This is a genomic window from Sphingomonas kyungheensis (genome assembly GCF_037120395.1).
In the GTDB taxonomy this organism is placed as follows: domain Bacteria; phylum Pseudomonadota; class Alphaproteobacteria; order Sphingomonadales; family Sphingomonadaceae; genus Sphingomonas; species Sphingomonas kyungheensis.
On the sequence record NZ_JBBBDM010000011.1, the window covers coordinates 35417 to 60100 of the forward strand.

At 68.7% G+C, this 24684-nt stretch carries 16 protein-coding genes; 10 read left to right on the plus strand and 6 right to left on the minus strand.

All coding sequences use genetic code 11. From position 1 onward, the window contains the following. Window positions 1-114 precede the first annotated feature (114 nt). The 6 genes from V8201_RS16090 (at window position 115) to V8201_RS16115 (ending at window position 9927) form a co-directional block, all read left to right on the plus strand. Window positions 115-1116, plus strand: coding sequence for a LacI family DNA-binding transcriptional regulator (locus V8201_RS16090; protein ID WP_336545932.1), 1002 nt, complete (start codon window positions 115-117; stop codon window positions 1114-1116). Continuing rightward, complete coding sequence (locus tag V8201_RS16095) at window positions 1113-2537, plus strand: glucoamylase family protein (protein ID WP_336545933.1); 1425 nt, start codon at window positions 1113-1115, stop codon at window positions 2535-2537. The genes V8201_RS16090 and V8201_RS16095 overlap by 4 nt, the downstream gene beginning before the upstream one ends. A 216-nt stretch (window positions 2538-2753) precedes the next feature. Further along, window positions 2754-4268, plus strand: a complete 1515-nt coding sequence (locus tag V8201_RS16100) for a tryptophan halogenase family protein (RefSeq protein WP_336545934.1) — start codon at window positions 2754-2756, stop codon at window positions 4266-4268. A 160-nt stretch (window positions 4269-4428) separates the two neighbouring features. Beyond that, window positions 4429-7455, plus strand: a complete 3027-nt coding sequence (locus V8201_RS16105; protein ID WP_336545935.1) for a TonB-dependent receptor domain-containing protein — start codon at window positions 4429-4431, stop codon at window positions 7453-7455. Window positions 7456-7465: 10 nt separating this feature from the next. Further along, window positions 7466-8140 (plus strand): DUF6445 family protein, encoded by a 675-nt coding sequence (locus tag V8201_RS16110; protein WP_336545936.1) that lies wholly within the window; start codon window positions 7466-7468, stop codon window positions 8138-8140. Then, entirely contained in the window at window positions 8137-9927 is a 1791-nt protein-coding gene (locus tag V8201_RS16115) for a family 43 glycosylhydrolase (protein ID WP_336545937.1), read from the plus strand. The genes V8201_RS16110 and V8201_RS16115 overlap by 4 nt, the downstream gene beginning before the upstream one ends. A 4-nt stretch (window positions 9928-9931) precedes the next feature. Here the strand turns inward: V8201_RS16115 and V8201_RS16120 are convergent, their stop codons facing one another. After that, window positions 9932-12124, minus strand: coding sequence for a penicillin acylase family protein (locus V8201_RS16120; RefSeq protein WP_336545938.1), 2193 nt, complete (start codon window positions 12122-12124; stop codon window positions 9932-9934). A gap of 28 nt (window positions 12125-12152) precedes the next feature. Between V8201_RS16120 and V8201_RS16125 the strand changes: the two genes are divergently transcribed. Then, window positions 12153-13430, plus strand: a complete 1278-nt coding sequence (locus V8201_RS16125) for a metal-dependent hydrolase family protein (RefSeq protein ID WP_336545939.1) — start codon at window positions 12153-12155, stop codon at window positions 13428-13430. 110 nt (window positions 13431-13540) lie between these two features. Continuing rightward, entirely contained in the window at window positions 13541-14818 is a 1278-nt protein-coding gene (locus V8201_RS16130; RefSeq protein ID WP_336545940.1) for an MFS transporter, read from the plus strand. A 28-nt stretch (window positions 14819-14846) separates the two neighbouring features. Here V8201_RS16130 and V8201_RS16135 read toward each other — a convergent pair whose 3' ends face one another. Beyond that, on the minus strand, window positions 14847-16169 hold the full coding sequence (locus tag V8201_RS16135; protein WP_336545941.1) for an SGNH/GDSL hydrolase family protein: 1323 nt from the start codon (window positions 16167-16169) through the stop codon (window positions 14847-14849). Between the two features lie 189 nt (window positions 16170-16358). Here V8201_RS16135 and V8201_RS16140 point away from each other — a divergent pair, with 189 nt between their 5' ends. After that, window positions 16359-17252, plus strand: a complete 894-nt coding sequence (locus tag V8201_RS16140; protein ID WP_336545942.1) for an SGNH/GDSL hydrolase family protein — start codon at window positions 16359-16361, stop codon at window positions 17250-17252. 72 nt (window positions 17253-17324) lie between these two features. Here the strand turns inward: V8201_RS16140 and V8201_RS16145 are convergent, their stop codons facing one another. The 3 genes from V8201_RS16145 to V8201_RS16155 all read right to left on the minus strand — a co-directional run bounded on the left by V8201_RS16145 (window position 17325) and on the right by V8201_RS16155 (window position 22182). Continuing rightward, window positions 17325-19508: a TonB-dependent receptor gene (locus V8201_RS16145; protein WP_336545943.1), complete on the minus strand. Its 2184-nt coding sequence runs from the start codon at window positions 19506-19508 to the stop codon at window positions 17325-17327. A 168-nt stretch (window positions 19509-19676) separates the two neighbouring features. Beyond that, complete coding sequence (locus V8201_RS16150; RefSeq protein WP_271299077.1) at window positions 19677-20723, minus strand: LacI family DNA-binding transcriptional regulator; 1047 nt, start codon at window positions 20721-20723, stop codon at window positions 19677-19679. Between the two features lie 82 nt (window positions 20724-20805). After that, a complete protein-coding gene (locus V8201_RS16155; RefSeq protein ID WP_336545944.1) occupies window positions 20806-22182 on the minus strand; it encodes a neutral/alkaline non-lysosomal ceramidase N-terminal domain-containing protein in 1377 nt (458 codons plus the stop codon). Between the two features lie 176 nt (window positions 22183-22358). Here V8201_RS16155 and V8201_RS16160 point away from each other — a divergent pair, with 176 nt between their 5' ends. Further along, window positions 22359-23459 (plus strand): alpha/beta hydrolase fold domain-containing protein, encoded by a 1101-nt coding sequence (locus V8201_RS16160; RefSeq protein ID WP_336545945.1) that lies wholly within the window; start codon window positions 22359-22361, stop codon window positions 23457-23459. Between the two features lie 9 nt (window positions 23460-23468). On the opposite strand, the gene V8201_RS16165 is transcribed toward V8201_RS16160, so the two are convergent. After that, a complete protein-coding gene (locus V8201_RS16165) occupies window positions 23469-24626 on the minus strand; it encodes a glycoside hydrolase family 68 protein (RefSeq protein ID WP_336545946.1) in 1158 nt (385 codons plus the stop codon). Window positions 24627-24684 lie beyond the last annotated feature (58 nt).

Genomic DNA, 24684 nt, shown 5'->3' on the forward strand with positions numbered 1-24684 from the left:
GACCCCGGTGCTTTTCGCGTTGACGCTGTCCTGTAACCGGTTACACAGCTCGCAGGCGTCGCACAAGATGTGTCGCGACGATAGACGGCCGGGGATGGCTTGCAAGGGGAGGGTATGAAACAGGCATCCGCCACGGTCCGCGACGTCGCCCGCGTCGCCGAGGTATCGGTGGCATCGGTATCGCGCGCGCTCAACGGGCACAGCAGCGTCCACCCCGACATGCGCGCGCGCGTGCTCGCCGCCGCCAAGACGCTCGGCTATGTGCCGCATGCCGGCGCGCGCAGCCTGTCGCTGGCGCGCAGCCATGCGATCGGCGTCGTGCTGCCCGATCTGTACGGCGAGTTCTTCTCCGAGATCGTCCGCGGCATGGATCGCGAGGTCACGGCGCGCGGCTATCACCTGCTGCTGTCGAACATGCATGCCGATGCGGCGCTGGCTGCACAGGCGATGCGGTCGATGCGCGGCCGCGTCGACGGGCTGATCGTGATGGCGCCGCAACTCGACGCCGCCGAGCTCGACGAGGCGCTGCCGCGCGACGTTCCGGCGGTGCTGGTCAATTGCCGCGAGACGGTCGGCCGCGCCGCCTACCGGATCGACAATACCGCCGGGATCACCGCCGCGGTCGCGCATCTCGCCGCGACCGGCCGTCGCCGGCTGCTGCACATCAGCGGCCCGGAGGGCAATATCGACGGACGCGAACGCCGCGATGCCTTCCTCGCGGCGATGGCGGTCCATGCCCCCGGCATCGCCCCGATCGTCGTCGCGGGCGACTTCCGCGAGGAATCGGGCGTCGCCGCCGTGCGCCGGCTGATCGAAACCGGCGAGACGTGCGACGGCATCGTCGCCGCCAACGACATGATGGCGCTGGGCGCGATGAGCGCGCTGCGCGAGGCGGGGATGGCGGTGCCGGGTGATATCGCCGTCACCGGCTTCGACGACGTGCCGCTCGCCCGCTACCTCGGTCTGACGACGGTGCGGATCACCCTCGCCGAGATGGGCGCGCGGGCGACCGCGCGACTGATCGACGCGCTCGACGGCGGCGCATTGTCGCCGGACATCGAGATCATCGCGACCGAGCTCATCATCCGTTCCACCACCGGACCTTTGCCGACATGACCTTCGCCCCGATCGACCGCCGCGCGCTGCTCGCCCGCGCCCCGCTCGCCACCGCCGCCGCCTGCTTGCCCGCGGCGGCGGGGGCGGCGCCGGCGCGCGTCGTCCTGCCCGGCTGGTTCGACGACCTCGAAGAGCGCACCTTCCGCTTCTTCTGGGACCTCGCCAATCGTGACAACGGGCTGGTGCCGGATCGCTGGCCGACCCCGTCCTTCGCCAGCATCGCCGCGGTCGGCTTCGCGCTGACCGCCTATCCGATCGGCGTCGCACGCGGCTGGATCCGCCGCGAAGAGGCGCGCGACCTGACGCTCGCCACCCTGCGCTTCTTCGCCACCGCGCCGCAGGGCGATGCGCCGGCGGGGATGAGCGGGCACCGGGGCTTCTTCTACCATTTCCTCGACATGAAGACCGGCACGCGCTTTCGCGACACCGAACTCTCCAGCGTCGATACCACGCTCCTCTTCCTCGGCATCCTGTTCGCCGGTGCCTGGTACGATGCCGCCGACCCGGCCGAGGCGGAGATCCGGCAGCTGGCGCAGGCGATCACCGATCGCGCCGACTGGCCCTGGTTCACCAACGCCCGCGGCAGCGTGTCGATGGGCTGGCACCCGGGGCAGGGCTTCATCGACCGGGCGTGGGAGGGGTATAACGAGGGGATGATGGTCTATGTCGTCGGCCTCGGCAGTCGTGGCAAGCCGCTCGCCGACGGCGCGTGGGAGGCGTGGACCAAGACCTATCCCGCCTTCTGGCGCGGGCGGGGCAAGACGCGGCACCTCGCCTTCGCACCGCTGTTCGGCCATCAATACAGCCAGATGTGGATCGACTTCCGCGGCATCCGCGATGCGGTGATGCGCCGGGCGGGGATCGACTATTTCGAGAACAGCCGCCGCGCCACTTATGCCAACCGCGCCTATTGCATCGCCAATCCAATGCGCTGGGACGGCTATGGCCGCGATATCTGGGGGCTGACCGCCTGCGACGGGCCGGGCAATCTCACCTTGCCGTTCAAGGGCCGGACCGCGACCTTCTTCGGCTATTCGGCGCGCGGACCGCTCGGCCAGCCTGACGGGCGCGACGACGGTACGCTGGCACCGACCGCCGCGCTGGGCAGCCTCGCCTTCGCGCCGGAGATCGTCGTCCCTTGCGCCGAGGCGATGAAGGCCCGGCCCAGGCTGTACGGTCAATATGGCTTCCTCGACAGCTTCAACCCGTCGTTCCGCTACACCGACGCCAGACTGGAGGCGGGATCGGTGGATGCGACGTCGGGCTGGGTGGATGGCGATTATCTCGGCATCGATCAGGGTGCGATTCTCGGCGCGATCGCCAACACGCGCGACGAGGGCGTGTGGCAGGTGATGCGCCGCTCGCCGACGATCCGGCGCGGGTTGCAGCGCGCCGGCTTCGCGGGGGGATGGCTGGGATGAGCTTTATACTCGAAGGTGCCGAACGCGTGAGACTGCTGCGGACTCCTGGTTCGATTTCTGACGGTCCCACCCCGGCGGAGGCCGGGGTCCAGTGGGGTAAGGGTTGATAATGACGGGCGGCCGTCTCCCAGCTGGACCCCGGCCTTCGCCGGGGTGGAGCGTGGCGTTTTCCCTAGGTCTCGTGCTCGCGCGGCCGACCGCGACAGGGCAGGGCGCATGACCGCCGCCCATCCCAATCCGCCGCTCAAGACGGTCACCATCGTCGGTGGCGGCACCGCCGGGTGGATGACCGCGGCGCTGCTGTCGCGGCTGCTGCTCGGCGCCTATACCATCCGGCTGATCGAATCGGCGGAGATCGGCACGATCGGCGTCGGCGAGGCGACGATCCCCGCCATCCGGACGTTCAACGGATTCGCCGGCATCGACGAATTCGAATTCGTCCGCGCGACGCAGGCGACGTTCAAGCTCGGCATCGAATTCCGCAACTGGGGCGGCGTCGGCGACAGCTACATCCACGGCTTCGGCAAGATCGGCCAGGATCTCTACTGGCTGCACTGCCACCAATTCTGGCTCAAGGCGCGCGCGGCGGGCGATGCGCGGCCGTTCGACCATTACTCCCTCAACACGCTCGCGGCGCGGATGAACCGGTTCGCGCTGCCCGATCCGGCGCATCCCCATTCGCCGATCGCCGACCTCGATTACGCCTATCATTTCGATGCCGCCCTCTACGCCGCCTTCCTGCGCCGCCGCGCCGAGGCGGCGGGGGTCGAGCGGATCGAGGGGCGGATCGTCGCCGCCAACCGGCGCGGGCAGGACGGCTTCCTCGATCATGTCGTGCTCGCCGACGGGCGGACGGTCGACGGCGACCTGTTCGTCGATTGCTCGGGGATGCGCGGGCTGCTGATCGGCGACGCGATGGGCGTCGGCTATGAGGATTGGGATCGCTGGCTGCTCTGCGACCGGGCCATCGCGGTGCCGAGCGCGCGGCAGGGGCCGCTGACGCCCTATACGCGCTCGATCGCGCACGATGCCGGCTGGCAATGGCGCATCCCGTTGCAGCATCGCACCGGCAACGGCCATGTCTATGCGAGCCGCTTCGTCTCGGACGAGGCGGCGGCGCGGACGCTGCTCGCGCATCTCGACACCCCGGCGATCGGCGATCCCCGGCCGATGCGCTTCCGGCCCGGCAAGCGGCTGCGCGCATGGGAGAAGAACGTCGTCGCGCTGGGCCTGGCCGGCGGTTTCCTCGAACCGCTCGAATCGACCAGCATCCACCTGATCCAGACCGGCATCCTGCGGTTGCTCGCGCTGTTTCCCGGGCGCGGCTTCCATCCCGCCGACATCGCCGAATACAACCGCCAGACCGACTTCGAATATCGCGACGTGCGCGACTTCATCATCGCGCATTACAAGGTCACCGAGCGCGAGGACACGCCGTTCTGGCGCTACGTCAAGCATATGGAGGTGCCGGACAGCCTCACCGAACGGCTTGCGCTGTTCGCGGCGTCGGCGCGCTTCTTCCTGCACGGCAGCGCCGAACTGTTCCGCGAGGAGAGCTGGGTGCAGGTGCTGCTCGGCCAGCGGCTACACGCGACCTATGATCCGATGGTCGACATGGTGCCGGCGGAACAGGCCACGGCGTTCCTCCACGATGTCGAGGAGGTGATCGGCGAGGTCGCCGCCGGCATGCCGACGCACGAAGCGTTCATCGCCCGTCACTGCCAGGCCTGACTGTTGCCGGGCGGCAACACTGCCAGCCTTTAGCATCAGCCCGGTTGTAACCGGTTACGGACGCGAGTAACCGGTTTCATACGCCCAGCGCGATCCGCTGCCGTCGCTCGTCGACGTGCCGGCGGGAGCAAAGATCGGGTAACGGATGGAGGGGTTTGCAATGGCAGCAGGGATTCACGCCGCACGGTTCCGTCGCGGCATTTCGGCCGTGACGCTGGCTGCGGCGCTCGTCGTCGGTGCGCCGGCGCTTGCGCAGTCGACCTCGACGTTGCGCGGCAAGGTGGAGGGCGTCGCGCCCGGCACCGCCGTCGTCATCACCGATCTCACCACCGGGCAGGTGATTCGCGGCCGTACCGACGATACGGGCACCTACACCATCCCCGGCATCCGGCCGAGCACCTACCGCGTCGCGGTCGACGGCCAGCGGCCGCAACAGGTGGTGGTGCCGGTCGGTCAGACGATCACGCTCGACATCAACACCGCGGCCGCCGCGACCGAGGCGGGCGCGACCGAGACGACGACCGCCGCCGATGCGGGCAGCGGCTCGGGCAGCGACATCGTCGTCACCGGCCGCCGTACGCAGGAGGTGCGCACCGCCGAGGTCGCCACCAACGTCTCGCAGCAGCAGATCGAGAGTCTGCCGCAGAGCGACCGCAACTTCCTCAACTTCGCCGCGCTCGCGCCGGGCGTCGCGGTGACGCCGGGACGCAGCAACCGGCAGGTGCAGGCGGGCGGGATCAGCGCCGACAACGTCAACGTCTTCATCGACGGCCTCAGCCTCAAGAACCAGGTCAATCACGGCGGCGTCGCCGGCCAGAACTTCAGCCAGGGCAATCCCTTCCCGCAGCTCGCGGTGCAGGAGTTCAAGGTCGATACGCAGAACTTCAAGGCGGAGTACGAGCAGGCGGGTTCGGCGATCATCACCGCGGTGACCAAGTCGGGCGGCACCTCGTTCCACGGCACGATCTTCGGCGAATGGCAGCCCAAGGGGTTTTACGGCACCAAATATTTCGATCGGCCGGGCAAGGCGAACAATCGCGACGGCTCGCTCCAGCAGGGCGATTACGACCGCAAGCAATATGGCGGCGATTTCGGCGGCCCGATCATCAAGGATGTGCTACATTTCTACGGTGCGTTCGAGGCGACCGACCAGAAGGCGCCGTCGGCGGCGGTACTGCTCGGCACCACCAATAGCGATCAGCCGACGCAGGTCGTACCGCAGGCGATCGCCGATCAATATAACGGCAGCTATGCGCAGGATTTCCACCAGAAGCTGTATTTCGGCAAGCTCACCGCGTTCGTCAGCAGCGCCGATACGGTCAACTTCAGCGGATTCTTCCGCCGCGAAAGCAACCTCGCTGATTTCGGCGGTACGTCGGTGCCGTCGCACGGCCATCTGCTGCAATCGAAGATCGACCTCTATCAGCTCGAGTGGAACCACCGCGGCGACAATTGGCTGAACGAAGCAACGATCGCCTATAACACCGTCTTCAACGGCACGCCGCGGACGAGCAGCGGGCCGGAGATCATCCTCGGCCAGCCGGGCGCGGTGGTCGCGGCGCTCGGCACCAACGGCTTCGAGCAGTCGGACAATCAGAAGACCTGGACGTTCAAGAACAACGTCACCTTCTTCAGCGAAAACCACGTCATCAAGGCCGGCGCCAAAGTCTCGCTCAACGACCTGTCGCGCGCCGAGGACAATCTCGGCAACGGCTCGTACTACTTCACGCCTTCGACCTACACGACCTTCGATGCCTCGACGCCCCAGCAGGCGGCGGTGTCCGTCGTTCCGGTCCAGGCGGCGAAGGTCAAGGACACGCAGATCGGCCTGTTCATCCAGGATGACTGGACGGTCAACGATCACATCACCGTCAACGCCGGCATCCGCTGGGATTACGAGACCAACGCCAAGAACGACAAGTTCGTCACCCCCGATGCGATTGCCACCGCGCTGCGCAACTATCAGCCGTGGCAGGCGGCGGGGATCAATCCCGAAGATTATATCTCGAACGGCAGTAATCGTAAGCCATATTGGAAAGCATTCCAGCCCCGCCTCGGTATCTCCTACGATATCAATGGCGACCGCGACACGGTGCTGTTCGCCGGTGCCGGACGCTATTATGATCGGCCGCTGTTCATCACGTCGGGGATCGAGACGGTCAAGGCGCTGTACCAGCGAACCGTCACGCTCAGCTTTTGCGATGGTCCGGGGCAGCCGACCTGCGCAAGCTTCCGCCAGGGCAATGGCGGGGTCTTGCCCGCGACGACCCTGGTGTGGAACGACAGCTACAAGAACGTCGACAACCTCCGCGCCGCGGCGACGGCGACCGGCGTCGGCGGCGACGTCTGGCTGCTCAACAACAATACCAAGCTGCCCTATTCCGACCAGTTCAACTTCGGCGTCCGCAAGCGGCTCGGCGTGGTGCAGACCTCGATCACCTTCAGCCACATCCGCAGCCACAACATCTTCAAGTACGTGCGCGGCAACCGGCTGCCGAGCGGCCAGTACACCAGCCAGGGCGACCAGTGGATCGAGGATAACTTCCCCGCCTCTGGCATCCTGCCGGGCTACAGCGGCAAGCTCAACATCGGTTCGAACGACGGCAAGGCCGAATATAATGCGGTCTATTTCACCGCGGAGAAGCCGTTCGTCACCGGATCGAAATGGGGTTTCACCGCGACGCTGACCTTGCAGCAGGCGAAGAGCAACGTCGCGCAGGAATTGCAGAGCGACGAATTCTTCAACGGCCCGCGCGTCGATGCCTATGGCTGGAATTACGTCGCCGGCGTCGAGAAATGGCGTTTCGTCGGCACCGGCATCGCGCGCGGGCCATGGGACACCAAGCTGTCGCTCACCGGGACGTTCAGTTCGGGGCCGTCGTTCGGGCAGGTCATCTTCCCGGCCGTCAAACCCGAGAACGCCTCTGCCTACGGCAATTTCGGCGGCGTATTCTGGCCCGACCAGATCGTCGGCTATGCCTCGGTCGATGCGCGCATCTCCAAGACGTTCCGGATGCCGTGGGGGACCGACCTCGAGGTCAATTTCGCGGCGTTCAACCTGTTCGATTCGGTCAACCGCACCTATTCGGCGTGGGGCGCGGGATCGGGCGTCAATCCGAGCAAGCGCGAGAATGACACGCAGGGCGTGCCGCGCTCGTTCCAGGTCGGCGCGCGGTACAAGTTCTGAGGCCAGTGCGATGACGCCGAGCCTGCTGCGCGTCGGGCACAGCCGGAGCCCGGTCGTCATCGTCGACGATGCGAGCGGCGACGTCGACCGGATCGTCGCCAGTGCCGCGGCGCTCGCGCCGTTCCCGGTGGCGGGTGGCCATTATCCCGGCGTGCGACGCGTGCTCGGCACCGGCGACGGCGCGGCCTATGACTATGCGGCGGCGCTGCTCGATCGCGTCGCGCCGTTCATCGGCGGCGCGTTCGATGTCGATGGCTTCGACTGGATCGAGGCGAGCTTCTCGATCGTCACCGCCGCGCCCGCGGCGCTGACCCCGGTGCAACGTGCGCCGCATTTCGACGCGATCGACGAGGGCTATATCGCCGTGCTCCATTATCTGACCGATCAGCCCGCGGGCACCGCTTTTTACCGCCAGCGTGCCACCGGCATCGAGCGGGTCGACGCGGGCAATTGCGCCGCCTTCGTCGCCGCCGCGCGCGACCAGGGCGCGGCGCCTGCCGGCTATATCACCGCGAGCAACGCCGCGTTCGAGCAGATCGGCCGGGTCGAGGCGCGGCGCGACCGCGTCGTCATCTATCAGGGCTGCCTGCTCCATTCGGGGATCATCCCGGACGACCTGCCGCTTAGCGCCGATCCGCGGCAGGGGCGGCTGACCGCCAATCTGTTCGTGCAGGCGCAACGATGATCGCCTGGCTCGCGCTCGCCGCCGCTGCGCCGGGCCAGACCTATGCCAATCCGGTCGACCTCGACTATCGCTACAATTTCGAACAGATCAACGAGGGCGTGTCGTACCGCACCGGCGCCGATCCGGTGATCGTGCCGTTCAAGGGCGCCTATTATCTCTTCCTGACGCTGGCGGACGGTTATTGGCGGTCCGCCGACCTGGTGACGTGGCGCTTCGTCACCCCGAGCCGCTGGCCGGCGGAGGGGATCGTCGCGCCGGCCGTCAGTTCGGACGGCGAGCGGCTGCTGATCATGCCGTCGATGACCGGGCAGGGGGCGATCTACGGCACCTCCGATCCGGCGAGCGGCCGGATCGACTATGTCGTCCGGCGCATGCCCGTCCTGCCGGGGGCGGTGAAGTCGGGGTTCGAGGACAGCATCACGGGCGATCAGGTGCCGCCCGGCCCGTGGGACCCGGACCTGTTCCGCGACGACGACAAGCGCTGGTACCTCTATTGGAACTCGTCCAACGTCTTTCCGATCTATGGCGCGCCGGTCCGCTTCGCCGAGGGCAGGATGACCTATGGCAGCCCGCGCAAGGCGTTCATCCGGCTCGATCCCGACCGGCATGGCTGGGAACGGTTCGGCCAGGATCACAGCGGCACCCTGCCCGACGGCACGCCGATCAAACCGTTCATGGAGGGCGCGTGGATGACCCAGGTCGGCGGGCGCTACTATCTGCAATATGGCGCCCCGGGCACCGAATATAATTCCTACGCCACCGGCACCTATGTCGGCGCGTCGGCGATGGGGCCGTTCACCTATGCGCCCTATAATCCGGTCGGCTACAAGCCGGGCGGCTTCGCCCAGGGGGCGGGGCACGGCAATACCTTCCAAGACCTGCACGGCAATTGGTGGAACACCGGTACGCCGTGGATCGGCTATAACTGGACGTTCGAGCGGCGCATCGGCCTGTGGCCGACGGTGTTCGACGCCGACGGGCAGATGCGCGTCTCGACCCGCTTCGGCGATTTCCCGCAGCGCGTGCCGACGACGCGCGTCACCGATCCGGACTCGCTGTTCACCGGCTGGATGCTGCTCTCCTACCACAAGCCGATGCAGGCGAGCGGCAGCGTCGCCGGGCATCCGCCGAGCGATGCCGCCGACGAGAACCCGCGCAGCTTCTGGCTGTCGCCCGACGCGGCGCCGGGCGCGACGCTGACGATCGATCTCGGCGCGGTGAAGACGCTGCGCGCGGTCCAGGTCAACTTCGCCGACTATCAGGCCGGGCGGTTCGGCGACGCGCCCGACATCTATACCGAATTCCGCCTCGAATCGTCGCGCGACGGGCGGACATGGCGGCCGCTGGCGCGGACCGGACAGCCGCGGCGCGACCGGCCGAACGCCTATTTCGAACTGCCGCGACCGACCGCCGCACGCTTCGTCCGCTATGTCCATGTCCATATCGGCGGCGCGCATCTCGCGATCAGCGACCTGCGCGTCTTCGGCACCGCCGGCGGAGCGGCGCCCGCCGCCCCCGCGCTGATCGCGGCGACGCGCGCCGCCGATACGCGCGACGCGACGATCCGCTGGCGCCGCGTTCCCGGTGCGGTCGGCTATAACGTCCGCTGGGGTATCCGGCCCGACCGGCTCGCGCTGACCTATCAGGTGTTCGCCGATCGCGTCGCGACGGGACCGGCGGCGACGCTGCCGCTGCGCGCGCTGACCAAGGGGCAGGGCTATCATGTCGCGGTCGAGGCGTTCGACGAGAATGGCGTTTCCCCGCTCAGCCGCGTCGTGGCGATGTAGCGCGTCAGTGCGTCGGATCGCCGGGGCGATAGCGACGCTCGACATGGCCGGAGAGCTCGTCCGGGTAGAAATAGACCGGGCGCAGCCGTCCGGTGGCATAGCGGTCGATCTGGTCGGCGAAATGCGGCGAGGCGGGATCGCCGCTCTGGCCGCCGGCCATCACCGCCATCGCCCGCACCCGCGGGCCGAACTCGACGATCGCGACGAAGCTGTTGCCGCTGGTGCCATAATAGCGCTGCGTCCCCGGCCAGGTCTTGGCGCCGAACGACGCGAGGCTGCCCCATTGCGCCGAGGTGAAGGGGACCGGGGTCGACGGCCGTGCGTCGTCGAAATGCGGCTGGATCGCGTCGTCGAGCCGCTGGAACCGGTTGATCGCACGCCACGGCGTGCGCCAGCTGCCGAAATCGCGGGTCAGCCGCGCGACCGCGGCGTCGAGCGCGGCGAGTTTGGCCGCGGGGGTGACCCGCGTGGCGATATAGTCGGGTACGTTGATCCGCTCGGCCTGGGCGAAGGCGCCGACCTCGCGCCATAACTGGTCGCCCCAGATTATGGCGAGGCTGGTCGCGACCGAGTCATAGCCCCAGCGGTCATCCCAGCTTGCGAGCGTCGCGATCGGCGCGGCGAGCGTGCGCCGGCGCGGATCGCCCGCCGGCAGCGACCGCCACGCCGCGACGAGGCCGGGCAGCAGCCGCGCGAAGGCGGGCAGATATGGGTCATAGGCGGCGGCGCGCAGTCGCTCGGGCGTCCAGCCGCTCTTGCCGGTCAGCAGCAGGTCGGCATGGTCGCCGCGCGCATTGCCGCCGATCTGGTCCATGTAGCGCGGATAGGCCGTAGCTTTCGGACTGTCGGGACCCGCCGCATTCCACGGCCAGTCGTTGGTATTGTGCACCCAGCCGACGCGCGGATTGGCGACGCTGGGCAGCGTGGCGAGCGCGTGCAGACCCTTCCAGTCGGTGGCGGGGTCGCTGCCGTCGACCGGGCGGGTATAGTCGAAGCGGTCGTCGCGCACCGGCATGAATTGCGGCATCAGAAACGCGATCTCGCCGCGATCGTCGGCGAACAGCGTGTCGTTCGAGGAATTGGCCTTGCGCTCTGCGATCGCAGTATAGGCGGTGAGATCCCTGGCCTTGGTGCGCAGCCAGCTTTGTTCGAGCGCCGGCACCGGGCGCCACATCAGCGCGGTGGCGATCCAGCGGCCGTTCTTCGTCGCAACGATCGGGCCATGATGCGTCGCCCAAGTGGTGAACCGCCGTTCGCCCAGCCTGCCATCGGGCTGGCGGACGCGGATCGTCACGCTGCGGGTGGTGACCGGCCGCAGATCGCGGCCGTAGCGATAGGCCCAGCCGTCGCCGCGCCGGACGACCGCCTCGGCGAACTGGTCGACGTTGTCGACGGTGGCGGAGGTGTGCATCCAGCCGGCGTGCGCGTTGAATCCCTGGTAGACGAAGAACTGCCCCCAGGTGCTGGCGCCATAAGCGTCGAGCCCCGCATCGCTGGTCATCTGCGCTTCCGAGCGGAAGTAGAAGCTGGTGTGCGGATTGATCAGCAGCAGCGCATGCCCCGCCTGGGTCAGCCGGGGCGCGATGGCGATGCCGTTCGATCCCGACGGCTCGCGCGGGATCGCGCCCAGCTCCTGCGGCGAGGGCGGCGTGGGCTGCCCGTAGAAGGTCTTGAGGTCGGCGAGCGAGATGCGCTCGATATCGCCGCCGATGCTGCCTTCGGTGAAGCTCAGCGCCATCCACGGTTCGAACCGGGTCAGCACCTTCGGCTTGGTCTGCGGATGCGTCGCGAGATAGAAGTTGAGCCCATCCGCCCAGGCCGCCATCAATGCCCGCAACCAGCCGGGGCTGGCGGCATATTGCGCCTGCAATCCGGCCGGGTCGACGAACAGCCGCTGGCGCAGGTCGCTCCAGACCGCGCTCTCGCCCTCCGCCTCCGCGGTACGGCCGAGCGCGGTCAGGTAATTGGCCTCGATCCGCGCGAAGTCGTCCTCGGCCTGCGCATAGATCATGCCGAACACCGCGTCGGCGTCGCTGCGGCCGCGGATATGCGGCACGCCCCAATCGTCGCGGGTGATCGTCACCCGCGCCGCCTCGGCCTGCCATCGCGCCATGTCCGGCAGCGGCGCGGCGGCGGTCGTCGCCAGCAGGCTTGCGAAGATCAGCGGATTGCACGCGCGCCGGAGCAGGGTAACCATGAGGCGAGCCTAGAACGAGGAGTGGGACATGGCCAAGCGCTGGTTGGCGATCATGATGGCGGGGCTGCTCACCGGCGCCGGCGCGCCGCCGGACGCGCCTGCCACCGGCGGCGCCATCCTCCTGCGGCCCGCGGCGGTGTTCGACGGCGTCGACGGGACGCGCCATGCCGGCTGGCAGGTGCTGGTGCGCGGCGACCGGATCGTCGCGGTCGGACCCGGCCTTGTCGCGCCCGCGGGCGCGCGGAGCATCGATCTGCCCGGCGACACGCTGATGCCCGGCATGATCGAGGGGCATGGCCATCTCTTCCTCCACCCCTATGACGAGGCGAGCTGGGACGATCAGGTGCTGCACGAGCCACTCGCGCTCCGCACCGCGCGTGCGGTGACGCAGGCGCGCGCGACGCTGCGGGCCGGCTTCACCAGCGAGCGCGACCTCGGCACCGAAGGCGCTGGCTATGCCGATGTCGGGCTGAAGGCGGCCATCGATCAGGGGATCGTCGAGGGGCCCCGGCTGAGCGTCGCGACGCGCGCGATCGTCGCGCTCGGCGCTTATGGCCCCAAGGGGTTCGAGCCGGGCGTCGCCATCCCGCAGGGGGCGGAGGAGGTTTCGGGCGTCGAGTCGATCGTCGCCGCGGTGCGCCGCCAGATCGCCGCCGGCGCCGATTGGATCAAGCTCTACGCCGATTATCGCTGGCGGGCCGGCGAGGACAGCCGCGCGACGCTGAGCCTCGCCGAGATCGAGGCGGCGGTGGCGGCAGCGCATGACGCGGGCCGGCCGGTGGCGGTCCATGCCGCGACCGCGGAAGGCATGCGCCGCGCGATCGCTGCGGGGGTCGACACGATCGAACACGGCTATGGCGGCACGCCCGCGATCTTCGCGAGCATGGCGGCGAAGAAGATCGCCTTCTGCCCGACGCTCGCCGCGGCCGACGCGAGCGCGCGCTACCGCGGCTGGAGCGGCGCCGAGCCGGCGCCCGCGGCGGTGCGGACGAGCCGCGAGGCGTTCCGCCTGGCCCGCGCCGCGGGCGTGCCGATCTGCATGGGCGGCGACGTCGGCGTCTTCGCACATGGCACGAATGCGCGGGAGATGACGCTGATGGCGGCGGCCGGGATGGCGCCGGCGCAGGTGCTGCTCGCCGCCACCTCGGGCAATGCGCGCTGGATGCGGATGGGCGACCGGCTCGGCGCGGTGAAGCCGGGCCTGCTCGCCGACCTGGTCGCCGTTGCGGGCGATCCGACCGCGGACATCGATGCCGTCCGGTCGGTGCGGCTGGTGATGAAGGGCGGTATCGTCGTCGACGGATAGCCGCCGGCGATCCGCCCCGTCCGATGAAGCCGCGACGCAACCGATTGCCTAATTGTGCCCGCCATGGCTACACTCGCTGCAACGACGAAAAAGACAGGGAAGGATCGGACATGGCGGCACAGGGGCACGATGGCGGCGGCAGGGGCGCCGCGCGTGCGGTGAAGGCCTTGGTCTTCCTGATGTTCGCCGCCTTCGCGATGACCACCGATTCGGTCGGCACGGTGATTCCGGAGATCATCCGTGAGTTCCGGCTCGGGCTGACCGCGGCGGGCGCCTTTCAATATGCCACCATGTCGGGGATCGGGCTGGCGGCGATCGGCCTCGGCTTCCTCGCCGACCGGATCGGACGCAAGCGGGCGATCCTCGCCGGGCTGGTGCTGTTCTGCGCGAGTTCCGCCTTCTTCGCGCTCGGCCATCGCTTCGGCCTGTTCGTCGTGCTGCTGTTCGTCGCCGGGATCGGTATCGGCGTGTTCAAGGCGGCGGCGCTGGCGCTGATCGGCGACATCTCCACCTCGACGCGCGAACATGCGCGCACGATGAACCTCATCGAGGCGTTCTTCGGCGTCGGCGCGATCGTCGGTCCGGCGGTGGTGAGCGGATCGCTCGCGATGGGGGCGAGCTGGAAATGGGTCTATCTGGTCGCGGCGGCGCTGTGCGTGCTGCTGATCGTCGGCGCCGTGGTGACGCCGTTTCCGAAACCGGCGGCGGCGAAAGCCGACGCGCCGGTCGACATGCGCGGCAGCCTCGCGCTGCTGGGTGATCCGATGGCGTGGTTCTTCGGATCGCTGCTGATGCTCTACGTCGGCGCGGAAGCGGCGATCTACGTATGGGCGCCGACCTATTTCGCGGGCTATCAGGGCCCGGCGGCGTGGCTGGTCGCCTATACGGTGTCGGTCTTCTTCGTGCTGCGCGCGGCGGGGCGGTTCCTCGGCGCGTGGCTGCTCGCGCGGCTCGAGTGGAGCATCGTGATCGCGGCGTGCAGCGGCGCGATGGCGGTCCTGTTCTGGCTGGCGGTGGTGTTCGGACGCGATGTCGCCGCCTATGCGCTGCCGGCGACGGGGCTGTTCATGTCGGTCCTTTATCCGACGATCAATTCGACCGGGATCAGCTGTTTCGAGCGGCAGCGGCATGGCTCGATCGCCGGGCTTCTGCTGTTCTTCACCTGCATCAGCGCGGTGCTCGCGCCGCTGGCGATGGGCGCGGTCGGCGACCTGATGGGGACGAGCGTCTACAGCATCGTGCTCGGCGGCGGCTTCGCGACGCTGCTCGCGGCGCTGTGCGGCTGGAACCTGGTGCGCAAGCCCGCCGCGGCGCGGCTCGCGCGACGGAACCGCGAGGATTATGCCGCCGATCCGGCCGACACGCTCGCCACCGCCGTGCCGGCCTGACCGGCACGGCACGGCACGGCACGGCGGTTCAGCGGAACAGCGTCGGCGGGATCGCCCGCGCCATAGCGGTATTGCCGGCGTCGTTGGGATGGACATGGTCGCCCGGATCGAACGACGGGCGCAGCCGCAGCGGATCGGCGGGGTCGCGCACCGCCGCGTCGAAATCGACCACCGCATCGAAACGGCCGCTGCCGCGGATCCAGGCGTTGACCGCGCCGCGCATTGCTTCGCCCGCCGCCGAATAGAAGGGCAGGCCCTTGGTCGGCAGGATCGTCGCGCCGGCGATGCGGATGCCGTGCTGATGCGCGCGGGTGATGAGCTGGTCGAGGCCGGCGATGATCTGCGCCGCGGTCACGCCCTCGCTGGCGGGGACGCCGGGGATGATGCTCATGTTGATGTCGTTGATCCCTTCGAGCAGCAGCACCCAGCGCACGCCGGGCCGCGCCAGCACGTCGGAGTCGAAGCGTTGCAGCGCGCTCTCGCCCGCGCCCATCTTGAGGATGCGATTGCCCGAGATGCCCATGTTGACCACGCCGAGCCTACCGCCGCCCTCTGCCTGGAGGCGGGCGGCGAGCAGCTCGGGCCAGGCGCGGTGCGCGCCGGGTGTCGTCGCATAGCCGTCGGTGATCGAATCACCGAAGGCGACGATGGTGCCGGCATCCGCAGCGGCGGCGGGGACGCTGAGGCCCGACAGCCAGAAATAGGACCGGACGGACTGCGGTGCGGTCAGCGTCGTCGCGGCGGTCTGGTCGCCCGCGGCGATATAGGCGGGATTGAGCCCGAGCGAATGGACGGTGTTGGTCGGGGTGGCGGCCGGCAGGTGGATCGAGACCGCGACGTCGGCGAGCGGCGCGACGGCGAGCGGGATCGGATCGCTGACGATCGTCGCGCCGGGGAACATCGTCACGCTGCGCCGGCCGCCGAAGGTGACGACGCGATCACTGGCAGTGCTGATGTCACCGTCCGGCTGGGCGAGGGCGGCGTGGATCGCCCCCAGCGTCACCGTCGGACCGCCGGCGGCATTGCGGAAGGCCAGCCGGACCTGCGGTCCACCGACGCTGGCGCGGACGATCATCCGCACCGTCTGGTCGGCGAGGGTCGGCGGGACGGGGACGATCGGCGAGGGCGGCGTCGGGGCCGCATTGCGGGACGGGGCGGGCCGCGCGAAGGCGGGCGGCGGCGGCACCGGGCCGAGCGGCTGGGCGGTGCCCCAGCTTTCGATCCAGCCGGCCATCGCCGGGGTCTGCAAGGCGACGGGCGACGCGGCGGTCTGCGCGCCGGCCGGCGGGGCCAGTGCGATCAGGATCGTCGATGCCGCCGCGGCGATGCGCCCGTTTGCCCGTGTCTTCATGCCCGTCTCTCCTGTTTTCCGGGGAGATTAGGACCGCTCCAGCCCCTGTGCAAACCATTACGTCCACGGCCCGGGGAGGCGACATCTCGCGCTGTCAGGCTCACGACAATCCTTTGCCTGACCGGCTCCCCCGGCTATGCTGGCGCAAAGACAGGAGGGGATATGCCGCGTATCACGATACGGGCCGCCATGATCGCGGCCCTGGGAGCGACCACCGCCATGGCGCAGGCACCGGTCGCGCCGCCGACGCCGCAGCTCGGTGAAGCCTTTGCGGCGGTCAACGGCACGACGATCCGCTGTCCGTTGCCGGTGCCGCCCGCCGCGGCGCAGCAGGCGGCGCAGTTCGAGACGCGGCCGCGCAACCTCGACGAGATGTCGGCGATGGCGCAGCGTTTCATGGACCCGGCCAATCCGATCGGCGCGGGCTTCCGCAAGACGCAGGCGGAGCAGCAGGCGACCGACTGGCCGTTCCTGTGCCGCTATCGCGACGCCAATGCCGCGCTCAAGCAATCCGGCCGGCGTCCGGATGTCGTGTTCATGGGGGATTCGATCACCGAAGGCTGGATCAACGCCGACCCCAGCTTCTTCACCAGCCATAATTACGTCGACCGCGGCATCAGCGGGCAGAGCAGCAGCCAGATGGTGGTGCGCTTCTATCACGACGTCGTCGCGCTGCATCCACGTGTCGTCCATATCATGACCGGCACCAACGACATCGGCGGCGCGACCGGTCCGGTGACCGAGGACGAATCGATCGACAACGTCCGCGCGATGATCGACCTAGCGCAGGCGAATGGCATCACCGTCGTGCTGGCGAGCATTCCGCCGATGTCGCGCCTGCTGCCGCGGCCGGACTTCAACCTGCGGCCCGTGGTGCGCGCGCTCAACGCGCGGCTCAAGGCGCTCGCGGCGGAGCGGCGGATCGCCTTCATCGATTATTACACGCCGTTCGCGCAGCCGGACGGCGCGTTCGATCCGCGTTATGCCAATGACGGCGTGCACCCGACCCGCGCCGGCTATGCGGTGATGGAGCCACTGGCGCAGCGCGCCCTGTCGAGCGCGCTGGCCAAGGCGCCGCGCTAGGGCGCCTTCCGTGCTCCTGCGAACGCAGGATCACGGCGGCTCCTGCCCCCTCGGCAGGAGGGGGCGGCCAGCTCATTGGAAGTTGGCGCGCAGGCGCAGGCCGATCGTCCGCGGGGTCGGGCGCGCGCCGGCATTGGGATTGTTGTTGAGGATGATCGTCGGCCCCTTGGCGTCCGACAGATTGTCGCCGAACAGCACCAGCTCATAGGGCCCGTGACGCACCCCGACGCTGGCGGTGAAATTCTCATAGGGCCGCGCGGTCAGGTTGAGGCTTTGCAGGCGGTTGCCGGTGTGGCTCCACGCGGCATTGGCGAAGCCCTCCCAGTCGGTGGTGATCGCATGGGTGTAGGCGGCATCGACGCGCCAGTTCTGCTCGATCGTGTTGACCAGCCGCGAGCCCTTCTGGAGATAGGGCAGCGCCGCCTGCACGACCGGATCGACGCGGTCATATTCGCCGTGGTTGAAGTTGGCGACCGCGCCCACCGACAGGCCGGTGACCGGCGTGCGCCAGTGGACGTCGATGTCGACGCCGCGCGTCGTGCCGTCGCCGAAGTTGGAGAAGCCGGAAACGCTGGCGTTGAGCGTCGGCGTCGGCGTCAGCAGGTCCTTATATTGCGTGATATAGCCGTTGAGGCCGATGCTGAGGTTGCGGTCCGGCGTCCGCCATTTCACCCCGACCTCGTAATTGCGCGAGCGTTCGGGCTTGGTCTGCGTGCCGGCGGGAATGCCGATCTGGCCGAGCAGATCCGCCTGCACCTGCGACTGGACGATGCCGGCGCGGAAGCCGGTCGCCGCGGTGATGAACGCGGTGAGCGCGTTGGTCGGCAGATAGGAGAGGTTGAGCCGCCACGTCGTCACGTCGCGCGTGTTGCTGTTGGTCGTGCTCGCATCCTCGAAGGTGCGCTTGTCGTGATAGAAGCGCAGGCCGCCGAGCGGCACCAGCTTGCCGTCGAACAGATCGTAGCTGACTTCGCCGAACACCGCATAGTTGCGCGTGATCGTATTGTTGTCGGCGTTGATCGAGACGAAGGGCGGGATGTCGAGCTGGTTGGCCTGCGGCCCCTTGCCGTTCTGATAGGCACCGCCGAGCAGCCAGTGGAACGGCCCGTTGCCGTTCGAATTGATCCGCACCTCCTGGCTGAACATCGTCGGATAGAATTGGCTCGAGAAGAAGCCGGCGGGCGAGATCGGCACATAGATGCCGAAATTGCCGTCGAGCTGGCTGGTCGCGCTCGTCACCGAGAAATGCTTGAGGTCCCAGGTCGCCGACAGGCTGTACAGCTTGAAGTCGCCGTTGCCGAAGCTCGGCTGCGCGGCGGTATTCTCGTAATAGGGCGGACTGACCGATTGCAGGCTGCCGAGGAAATCCTGCCGCGGGCGGAAATGCCAATATTGCGCACGGAAGGTCAGGTTGCTGGCCGGCTTGAACAGCGCGACGACGCGGATGTCGTCGTTCCGTACCTTGTTGACGCCCTTGCGGTCCGGCGTGCCGTCATAGGCGCCGTAATATTCGTCGGCCCAGCCCGGATTGAACGAATGGCCGCCGCTGACGCGGATCGCGAGCAGGTCCTTGACGATCGGCACCGAGATGACGCCCGCGACGCCGTAATTGAGCGCGTCCGCCCCCTTGGTCGACGATCCTTCCAGCTCGACCGCGCCCTCGATCTTCTTGAGGTCGGGATCGCGGGTGTGGAAGATGAACACACCGCCGGCCGAGCCCTGACCGTAGAGCGTGCCCTGCGGGCCGCGCAGCACTTCGACGCGGTCGAGGTCCTGGAAGCGGATCGGCGGCGCGATGCCGAAATTGGTGACGACGAACGGCACGTCGTCGACGTAATAGCCGATCGGCGAGTCGCCGTTGGCCGCGCCGGCGCCGGCGCCGCGGATGCTGTAGGAGCGCGAGGCGACCGACTGGCGCTGGCTTTCGAACGCGCCGGGAATGTTCGAGATCAGGTCGGCGACATTGTTGATGTTGCGTTCGCGCAGGTCCTCGCCGCCGAACGCCTGGATGGCGAGCGGGACCGTCTGCAACGTCTGCGCGCCGGTCTTGGATGCGGTGACGACGATGTCCTGCGTATCGGGCGAGGCCTGTTCGGGCGCCTGGCTCGGGTCGGCGGAGGTCGTCTCCTGCGCGGTGGCGCTCGGCGAGGTGATCTGCGGCGCGCCGTCGGTGGTCGACGTCGTCTGTGCGCCGGCGGTGCCGGCGGCCAGGCCGGCGGCGAGCGCGAGAATCGCGGCTCCCGTCTTCAAATGCATGTTCCTCTCCCTGATGATCGTTTTGATCTATCGTGACAATCGATTGCGTAACCCAATCGACGCACAATGCAAGGGGAAGTCCGTTATCCTGGCTAACGATTGCAGACGACACCGCGGGTGCGTCTTCGATACCACAGCCGCCGCGTGCCGGACGCGGCGGGCGGCGGATCAGCCGGCGCTGGTCGAGGCGCGCTCGGTGACGGTCGGTTGCAGGCTGATCGCCTCGGCCGGCGCGCCGGCGAGGCGGCGCATCAGCGCATCGACCAGCGCGCCCGCACCCGCGGCGAGGTCCTGCCGGACCGAGCTGAGCGGCGGCAGCGTGTGGCGGGCGATGTCGAGATCGTCGAAGCCGATCACCTTGACGTCGTCGGGCACCGCACGACCCTGATCGGCGAGCGCCTGGATCGTCATCATCGCGATCGTGTCGGAAGCGGCGAAGATGCCGTCGATCCCCTCGGCGATGGCGAGATAGTCGGAGATGGTGGTGAGTGCGAGTTCCGGTACGAAATGCACCGGCAGCAGCGCGCCGACATGGCCCGGTCCGGCGCTGCGGATCGCATCGCGAAAGCCGTGCAGCCGCTGCTCGACCTCCGGCACGCGCGGATCGCCGAAGAAGGCGAGCTTGCGGCAGCCGCGGGCGAGCAGATGCTCGGCGCCGATCCGGCCGCCCAACCGGTTGTCGCTGCCGACCGTGGTGTAATGATGCCCCTCAATCCGCGCGCCCCACACGACCATCGGTGCGTAGCGCTGCGCGACCTGATCGAGCACCTCCGCCTGATCCGATTGGCCGACGACGATGACGCCGTCGACGCGGCCGGCGTCGACGATCGCGTCGAGCCAGGCGGGATCGTTGGGCACGACGCGGGTGAGCAGCAAATCGTAGCCGCGCTCAGTGACATTGTCGGCGATATGGCCGAGCAGGGTCATGAAGAACGGGTCGGAGATATGCTGCGTCCGCTCGTGCCCCAGCGGCACGACGACGCCGATCGCCCCGGTCCGGCCGGTGCGCAGGTTGCGCGCCATGCTGCTCGGCCGGAAGCCGAGTTCCTCGGCCAGCGCGCGCACCCGCTCGCGCGTCTGTACGGACAGATTGCCCGTGCCGGCCAGCGCGCGCGACACCGTCGCGGAGGAGACGCCGGCGATCCGGGCAAGCTCCTGGATATTCTGTGGCTTGGCGCGGGTGGCGGCGGGGGAGGGATCGGGCTTGCGGGCCAAGGGGCGCCTCTTCGTCAACGGGCGGTCACCGAACGCGAAGGCGGCGGCCCCGTCAAGGCCGGCCGCCCCGCTGTCCGGCAAATCAGCGGCGGTCCGCCTGTTGTTCGAGATCGAGCAGGCCGTTGATGATGCCGGTTTCGGCGCAACCCTGCTTGAGCCGCGACGACACGACTTCGAAGGTGTTCTGGCCATAGGCTTCGTCATTCGGGATATAGCCGGTGCCGGCCATGCCGTTGGTCAGCGTCGCCATCATCGTCCGCGCCGAGCCGGCCCGTGCCTTGAAGCGCTGCGCGATCGGGTTGAACACCTCGGCATTGACGCCGCCGATCTCGATATGGCCGATCTTGAGCATGCTCAGCCGGATCGGCAGCGGATCGCCGTCGGTATAGGTGCCGGGATAGCCGGCGCGCCCCTGATCGGTGCGGGTGCGGCCGGGGCAGGTGATCGTCTTGCTCGCGCCGAACAGGCGCGGCGCGACCTCCGGCCGGTCGAGCGTGTCGCGATTGACGCGCAGCACCTCCTCGCCGAGCATCTGGCCCATGGCGTTGGCGAGCTGGCGCTGCTGGTTCATCAGCCGGACGACCTGCGGGTCGCGCTTGTTGAGGCCCTGGCCGCCGGGCGGCATGGCGTTGCTGATATCCTCGCCGCGCTTGGCGTAATCGGCGACGCGGATCGCGCGCAGGTCGTAGGTCTGCTGGAAGAAGATCGGGTTCTGGTCGCCCGCGGCGCCCTCGCTCCACAGTGCCACCGCCTTGTTGTCGAGCGAATCCTCGATGTAGCGCGAGGTCGCACCGGGAATGTCGCCGCTGACCTGGTCGAGCTGGCCGTTGATGACCGCGTGGACGGCATAATTGTAATAGATGGCGATCGGCTGGCCGGCGGTGGTCTCGATCCGCACCACGGCGACGGTCTTGTCCGACGGCCCCTCGTAATTCGGCCCTTCCCACCAGCGATGCGTCTTCGGGTCGATAATGTTGCGGTTGACGTTGATGTAGGAGACGCCCTGGCCATAAGCGATCCGCGCCGGCTGCAACCTGCCCGCCGCCTCGCGCAGCGCGGTCATGATCTTGCCGCTCATCGTCGGATCCATGCGGAAGGGGACGCTGTGGGTGTGCGTCGCGGTGATCATCAGCCGTTCGGGCGCGACGCCCAATTCCGTCTGTGCGCCCTGCGTCACCGCCGACCAGATCTCATTGGGGATCGCACCGGCGTCGACCGAGATCAGCGCGGCGCGGCTGCTGCCGTCGTCGAGCACCGCGACGCGTGCGTAGATCGGATCGTTGACGCCTTCGAACCCCTTGGGGAGCGAGGATTTGGCGGGGGTGATGTCGATCTTGGCGGCGCCGGCGCGGAACGGCACGTCAGCCGCCGGTGCCTCGGCCTGCGCTTGCGCCTGCGCCATGGCCGGGCTCTGCAATGCGAGCACGCACGCAGCCATCGCCAGCGGAATCCTTGTCATCAACCTCTCCTGTCTGCTTGTTTTACCGCAGCATAACCGCTCGACAATCGATTACAACAGCGCTCGATAGCTATCGACGTGCCCCGGTCATCGTGATTGGCAAATCGATTGCCAAAGCGAACGGGGATGCGCAGGATGGTGCGATACCGCGGCAACGGCGGCGACAGGAGAGACGGATGCGGCACGGACAGGGGCGGGCAGGGCGCGCGGCGATGGCGGCGATCCTCGCCGGCGGCATGGCGGTCACCGCGGTGGCGCAGACCGCGCCGGCGCCCAAGCCCGCAGCGGCGCAGGACGGCACCGTCGCGCTCGACGGGGTGCGCGTGCCGCTCTCCGACCTGATGAGCCGCGAGGGCGCGGACTATCTGCGGCACCTGATCGTCGACAAGCCGTTCGGCGCCCCCGCTGCCGACATCAGGGCGGAGCGGGCGCGGCAGGACGGCATCATGCGCGACTTCCTCGCACCGATGCGCCGCCGCTATGCGGTCGATATCGCGGAGCAGCGGATCGGCGGCATCGTCACCGACGTGGTGACGCCCTCGGCGGGGATCGCGCCCGAAAACCGCGACCGCGTGCTGATCAACCTGCACGGTGGCGGCTTCACCACCGGCGGCCGTTCCGCCTCGCTGGTCGAATCGGTGCCGCTGGCGGCGATCATGCGGATCAAGGTGATCTCGGTCGATTATCGCATGTCGCCCGAATATGCCTTTCCGGCCGGCAGCGAGGATGTCGAGGCGGTCTATCGCGCGCTGCTCAAGACCTATCGGCCCGAGCATATGGTGCTCTACGGCTGTTCGGCAGGCGGCATGCTGACCGCGGAGGTACTGTCGCGCTTCCACCAGCGCAAGCTGCCGATGCCGGCGGCGGCGGGCGTGTTCTGCGCCTCGCTCGGCGCTTTGACCGCGGGGGATTCGGCGTTGCTGGCCGGGCCGCTCAACGGCTTCACATTTCCGCCGCCGCCACCCGGCCAGCGGCCGGCGATGCCGCCGATGGCCTATCTCGCCGCGGCGCGTGCCGACGATCCCCAGGCCTATCCGCTGGTCTCGCCCGACACGCTGCGCGCCTTTCCGCCGACCCTGTTCATAACCGGCACGCGCGCCTTCGAGATGAGCGCGGCGCTCAACTCGCATAACGCGCTGGCGCGGGTCGGCGTCGAGTCGCAGTTCCACGCCTGGGACGGCATGTTCCACGGCTTCTTCTACAACGCCGATCTGCCCGAATCGCGCGAGGCCTATGCGGTGATGGCGAAATTCTTCGCCACGCACATGGCGCGCTGACCGCGGTGCTCAGTCGCCGGCGAGGGTCGCGCGCTCGCCGTCGAGCGTCAGGTGCAGCACCGGCGCGAAGGTGGCACCGAACCGCCGCGCGCCCGCGTCGGCGGTGCCGCGACCCCAATCGTCGATGAAGCTGATCACCGACAGATCCGGCAGCACCAGCCAGCTATACGCCTGCCGCGGTGCGTCGGCAGGGTTGGCGAAGACCAGGCCGCTGCCGTTGAGCGGGGTCCAGTCGCCGTCGAGGGACTCGGCGACCATGCCGTACAGGCCGGTCGGCGCATGCGCGCAGGCGGGAGCGAAGACGTGGCGCTGCGTCGACCAGAACAGATAATAACGGCCGCCGTGGGCGACGACATGCGGCCGTTCGAGCTCGTTGTTGACGTCGGTCGCGTCGACGATCGGCGGCTGCAATTGCCAGTGCGGCGCACCGTCCCGATCGGCATCGATGCGGCCGATGACGCCGTTGAACTCGCCCGTCGCCTCGGCGCGCGATCCGGCGAAGAACAAGGCGCGGCGGCCATCGGCCGGGTCGCGGAAATAGGCGGGATCGCGAAAGGCCTTGATCGTGCCAATCGCGCCGGTGCCGGCATCGCTCGCCATATAATAGCGCGGATCGCGGACGACGATCTCGGCAAGGTCGCGCCAGTCGCGCAAGGCGGGCGTGTCGTCTTCGATCACCAGCCGCGCGTGCGCACGGAACAGCCGCTGTTCGAAGCTCGTCTCTGCCTCGCCGCGACGACCCGCGGCGGTGAAATAGAGCGTCAGCGTTGTCCCGTCGGCCTCCAGCACCGCCGATCCCGACCATTCGCGGCTGCCCGGCGCGAAGCCGTCGGGCATCGCCGGGCCGAGGTCCTGCCATCGGCCATCGCGATGGCGCAGCAGGTGGATCCGGGCATGGCCGTGGCGTGCGTCCGGATCGTCGAACCGCGGCGCACCGAGCGCCATCCACAAGGTCTCGCCGGCGCCGATCGCCGCGGGCGTGCCGTCATCGTCCTGCACCGGCCAGGCATCCCAGATGTCGAGATCGTCGGAAATCCGCGCGACATCGTCCGCACCGATCAGCGGCGCGACAGGGCAGCGGGCCGGATCGATCCGGGCGACGTCGCCCACGGTCCAGCGTGCCGGCGCCGCACGCACCCGCCCCGACGTTTCCTCAACCCGCAGCATCTTCTCTCCGTCGCTTCGCCGACCCCGGCAAGCTGCTGGCTTATCGCGAAGAAGCGCG